Annotated in this window: 3 protein-coding genes; all 3 read left to right on the top strand. The window is 67.9% G+C overall.

All coding sequences use genetic code 11. The annotated features are described in order from the left end of the window. Window positions 1-627 (top strand): efflux RND transporter periplasmic adaptor subunit (locus tag VIR09_RS19610; RefSeq protein ID WP_332014378.1); only part of this gene is annotated, 627 nt, incomplete at its 5' end. A gap of 25 nt (window positions 628-652) precedes the next feature. Continuing rightward, window positions 653-3,868, top strand: coding sequence for a multidrug efflux RND transporter permease subunit (locus tag VIR09_RS19605; RefSeq protein WP_332014377.1), 3,216 nt, complete (start codon window positions 653-655; stop codon window positions 3,866-3,868). Window positions 3,869-3,943: 75 nt separating this feature from the next. Further along, window positions 3,944-5,139, top strand: a 1,196-nt coding sequence (locus tag VIR09_RS19600; RefSeq protein ID WP_332014376.1) for an efflux transporter outer membrane subunit, incomplete at its 3' end; no start/stop codon positions are given.

The raw sequence follows: 5,139 nt of genomic DNA, 5'->3' as shown, positions 1-5,139 counted from the left end.
TCGCGCGCCGAGGTCACCGTGGGCAACGTGGTGGCCGCCGGCGCCGCGTCGGTGCCGCTGACCCGGCTGGTGTCGGTCTCCAAGATGTACGCCTCGTTCGACGTGGACGAACAGACCTTCCTGCGTTACGTGAACCCCGCGCGCAGCGGCCGCAGCGGCGCCGTGCCGGTGGAACTGGGCCTGGCCAACGAGGAAGGCTATTCGCGCACCGGCGTCGTGCAGTCCGTGGACAACCGCCTGGACACCACCTCCGGCACCATCCGCGTGCGCGCCGAGTTCGACAATAGCGACGGCATGTTGCTGCCCGGCCTGTACGCCCGCGTCCGCCTGGGCGGCAGCGACCCGCGCCAGGCCGTGCTGATCGACGAAAAGGCCATCGGCACCGACCAGGACAAGCGCTACGTGCTGGTGCTGGACGACAAGAACCATGCCGTCTACCGCCAGATCAAGCTGGGCGCCAACCAGGAAGGCCTGCGCGTGGTCGATTCGGGCCTGGCCGCCGGCGAACGCATCGTCGTCAATGGCCTGCAGCGCATCCGTCCCGGCGATGCCGTGACCCCTACCGTCGTCCCCATGGTTGCGGCCCAACGCAGCCCGGTCAAGACCGCCTCGGCCACGCTGAACTGAGCCGGCGCGTCTAACGAGAACGTTCATGAATATCTCGAAATTCTTCATCGACCGGCCGATCTTCGCCGGCGTGCTGTCGGTCCTGGTGCTGCTGGCCGGCCTGCTGGCCATGTTCCAGCTGCCCATCTCCGAATACCCGGAAGTGGTGCCGCCGTCCGTGGTCGTGCGCGCGCAGTATCCGGGCGCCAATCCCAAGGTCATCGCCGAAACCGTGGCCTCGCCGCTGGAGGAATCCATCAACGGCGTCGAGGACATGCTGTACATGCAGTCGCAGGCCAATAGCGACGGCAACCTGACCCTGACGGTGAACTTCAAGCTGGGCGTGGACCCGGACAAGGCCCAGCAGCTGGTGCAGAACCGCGTGTCGCAGGCGCTGCCGCGCCTGCCACCGGACGTCCAGCGCCTGGGCGTGACCACGGCCAAGAGCTCGCCCACGCTCACGCTGGTGGTGCACCTGCTCTCGCCCAATGACCGCTACGACATCACCTATCTGCGCAACTACGCCATCCTGAACGTCAAGGACCGCCTGGCCCGCATCACGGGCGTGGGCGAAGTGACGGTGTGGGGCTCCGGCAACTATTCCATGCGCGTCTGGCTGGACCCGCAGAAGGTCGCCCAGCGCGGCATGACCGCCAGCGAAGTGGTCGCCGCCATCCGCGAACAGAACGTGCAGGTCGCCGCCGGTGTCATCGGCGCGTCCCCGACCCTGGGCGACGTGCCGCTGCAACTCAACGTGAACGCCCGCGGCCGCCTGCAAAGCGAAGAGGAATTCCGCGACATCATCCTGAAGACCTCGCCCGACGGCGCCGTGACCTACCTGTCCGACGTGGCCCGCGTGGAGCTGGACGCGCAGGAATACGGCTTGCGCTCGCTGCTGGACAACAAGCAGGCGGTGGGCATGGGCATCATGCAGTCGCCGGGCGCCAACGCGCTGGACGTGTCCAGCAAGGTGCGCGCCGCCATGGCCGAGCTGGAGCAGGACTTCCCGCCGGGCGTGGAGTACCGCATTGAGTACGACCCCACGCAATTCGTGCGCTCCAGCATCGAGGCCGTGGTGACCACGCTGCTGGAAGCGATCGCGCTGGTGGTGCTGGTGGTGATCCTGTTCCTGCAGACCTGGCGCGCGTCCATCATCCCGCTGCTGGCAGTGCCGGTATCCATCGTGGGCACCTTCGCCCTGCTGTTGGTGTTCGGCTATTCCATCAACGCGCTGTCGCTGTTCGGCATGGTGCTGGCCATCGGCATCGTGGTGGACGATGCCATCGTGGTGGTCGAAAACGTGGAGCGCAACATCGCGGCCGGCTTGAGTCCGCGCGACGCGACCTACCGCGCCATGCGCGAAGTCAGCGGTCCCATCATCGCCATCGCGCTGACCCTGTGCGCGGTGTTCGTGCCGCTGGCCTTCATGACGGGCCTGACCGGCCAGTTCTACAAACAGTTCGCCATGACCATCGCCATTTCGACGGTGATCTCGGCCTTCAACTCGCTGACCCTGTCGCCCGCGCTGTCGGCCATCCTGCTCAAGGGCCACCACGACAAGCCGGACTGGCTGACCCGCGGCATGAACCGCGTCTTCGGCCGCTTCTTCAACTGGTTCAACAATATGTTCGGCCGCGCGTCCGAGTCCTACGGCACGGGCGTGTCCAGCGTGATCCGCCGCAAGGCCGGCGCCATGGGCGTGTACGCCGTGCTGGTGGCCGCCACCATCGGCGTCTCCTACCTGGTGCCCGGCGGCTTCGTACCGGCGCAGGACAAGCAGTACCTGATCGCCTTCACGCAGTTGCCCAACGGCGCCTCGCTGGACCGCACCGAAGCGGTGATCCGCCGCATGAGCGACATCGCCCTGAAGGAACCGGGCGTGCAGAGCACCATCGCCTTCCCCGGCCTGTCGATCAACGGCTTCACCAATAGCTCCAGCGCCGGCATCGTGTTCGTCACGCTCAAGCCCTTCAAGGAGCGCAAGGGCGCGGCGCTGTCGGGCAACGCCATCTCGGGCTCGCTCAACCAGAAGTTCGCGGCCATCCAGGATTCGTTCATCGCCGTGTTCCCGCCCCCGCCGGTAATGGGCCTGGGCACGCTGGGCGGCTTCAAGTTCCAGATCGAGGACCGCGGCGCCGCCGGGTACGCCGAACTGGACAAGGCCAAGCAAGCCTTCCTGGAAAAGGCGCGCCAGACGCCGGAGCTGGGCCCCGCCTTCTCCAGCTACGAGATCAACGTGCCGCAGCTGGACGTGGACCTGGACCGCGTCAAAGCCAAGCAGTTGGGCGTGCCGGTGACGGAAGTGTTCGACACCATGCAGATCTACCTGGGCTCGATGTACGTCAACGACTTCAACCGCTTCGGCCGCGTCTTCCAGGTGCGGGCGCAAGCCGACGCGCAATTCCGCGCGCATGCCGACGACATCCTGCAGCTGAAGACCCGCAACGCCGCCGGCGAAATGGTGCCGCTGTCCTCGCTGGTCACCGTCAACCAGACCTTCGGTCCGGAAATGGTGGTGCGTTACAACGGCTACACCGCCGCCGACATCAACGGCGGTCCGGCGCCCGGCTACTCGTCCGACCAGGCCCAGGCTGCGGCCGAACGCGTGGCCGCCGAGACCCTGCCGCGCGGCATGAAGATGGAATGGACCGACCTGACCTACCAGCAGATCCTGGCGGGCAACGCCGGCCTGTGGGTGTTCCCGATCAGCGTGCTGCTGGTGTTCCTGGTGCTGGCCGCCCTGTATGAAAGCCTGACCCTGCCGCTGGCCGTGATCCTGATCGTGCCGATGAGCATCCTGGCCGCACTGACGGGCGTCTACCTGACCGGCAACGACAACAACATCTTCACGCAGATCGGCCTGATGGTGCTGGTGGGCCTGTCGGCGAAGAACGCGATTCTTATCGTGGAATTCGCCCGCGAACTGGAAATGAACGGCCGCACCCCGCTGGAAGCCGCCATCGAAGCCAGCCGCCTGCGCCTGCGCCCCATCCTGATGACGTCCATCGCGTTCATCATGGGCGTGGTGCCGCTGGTGCTGTCCTCCGGCGCGGGCTCTGAAATGCGCCAAGCCATGGGTATCGCCGTGTTCTTCGGCATGCTGGGCGTGACCCTGTTCGGCCTGTTCCTGACCCCGGTGTTCTACGTGCTGCTGCGCACGCTGGGCGGCAAGACGCTGCACTCGGCCGCGCCGCACGAGGCTCCCGTGTGCGTCCCGCACCTGGACCCGAACGCGCCGCCCTCCACGCAGCACCAGGCCTGATCCGGCAGACCAGAAGAAGCATAGCCAGCGCCTCCCGCCGCCGCGGCGGGAGGCGCCAACAAGAGAATAGTCATCATGATCAAAAGACTGACCCGCGGTTCCGCCCTGCTTGCCGTCCTGCTCGTGCTGGCCGGCTGCGCGGTGGGCCCCACCTACGAACGGCCCTCGGCCGCGGTGCCCGCGGCCTTCAAGGAAGCCGCCCTGCCCGCCTCCGAGGCCGGCACCTGGAAGCCCGCCGAGCCGTCGGAAGACGCGCTGCGCGGCGCCTGGTGGAAAGTGTTCGGCGACGAAGGCCTGAACCAGTTGCAGGAAGAAGCCCAGAAGGCCAACCAGAACCTGCAGGCCGCCGCCGCCCGCCTGACCCAGTCGCGCGCGCTGCAACGCGAAGCCCGCGCCGGCTTCTTCCCCAACCTGGACGCCGCCTTCGGCCCCAATCGCCAGCGCCCCTCGGCCGTGTCGCAAGGCTTGCCGGACGGCACCTCGACCAGCCCGGTCACCACCTGGCGCGCGCAAGGCGCCGTGTCCTACGAAGCCGACCTGTTCGGCCGCGTCGCCTCCACCTACGACGCCGCCAGCGCCGACGCTCAGCAAAGCGAAGCGCTGTACCGCTCCGTGCTGCTGGCCCTGCAGGCCGACGTCGCCACCACCTACTTCCTGGTGCGCGAACAGGACGCCGAATCGCAGCTCTACCGCCAGACGGTCAAGCTGCGCACCGACACCCTGCAGCTGATCCAGCGTCGCTACGACGCGGGCGACATCAGCGAACTCGACCTGGCCCGCGCCAAGGCCGAACTCGCCAGCGCGCAATCCGAAGCCCTGGGCATCGACCGCCGCCGCACCGCCTCCGAACACGCCCTGGCCGTGCTGCTGGGCCGCGCCCCCGCCGACTTCGCCATGCCCGCACAGCCGATCCAGAAGGTCGCGCTATCGATCCCGGCAGGCCTGCCGTCCACCCTGCTGGAACGCCGCCCCGACATCGCCGCCGCCGAACGCGCCATGGCCGCCGCCAACGCCCGCGTGGGCGCAGCCAAGTCCGCCTTCTTCCCGCGCCTGGACATCACCGGCGCCTTCGGCTACGAGTCCTCGGACCTGGGCAATCTGTTCCAGTGGTCCAGCCGCACCTTCCTGCTGGGCCCGCTGGTCGGCGCCGCGCTGTCCATGCCCATCTTCGACGGCGGCCGCCGCCAGGCCGGCCTGGACCGCGCCCGCGCCGTCTACGAGGAAGACGTCGCCGTCTACCGCCAGACCGTGCTGAACGCGTTCCGCGAAGT

It is taken from the genome of Achromobacter sp. (genome assembly GCF_036567245.1).
GTDB lineage: Bacteria > Pseudomonadota > Gammaproteobacteria > Burkholderiales > Burkholderiaceae_B > Achromobacter.
The sequence above is the reverse complement of the archived record's forward strand: the minus strand, read 5'-3'. Positions and strand labels throughout refer to the sequence as shown.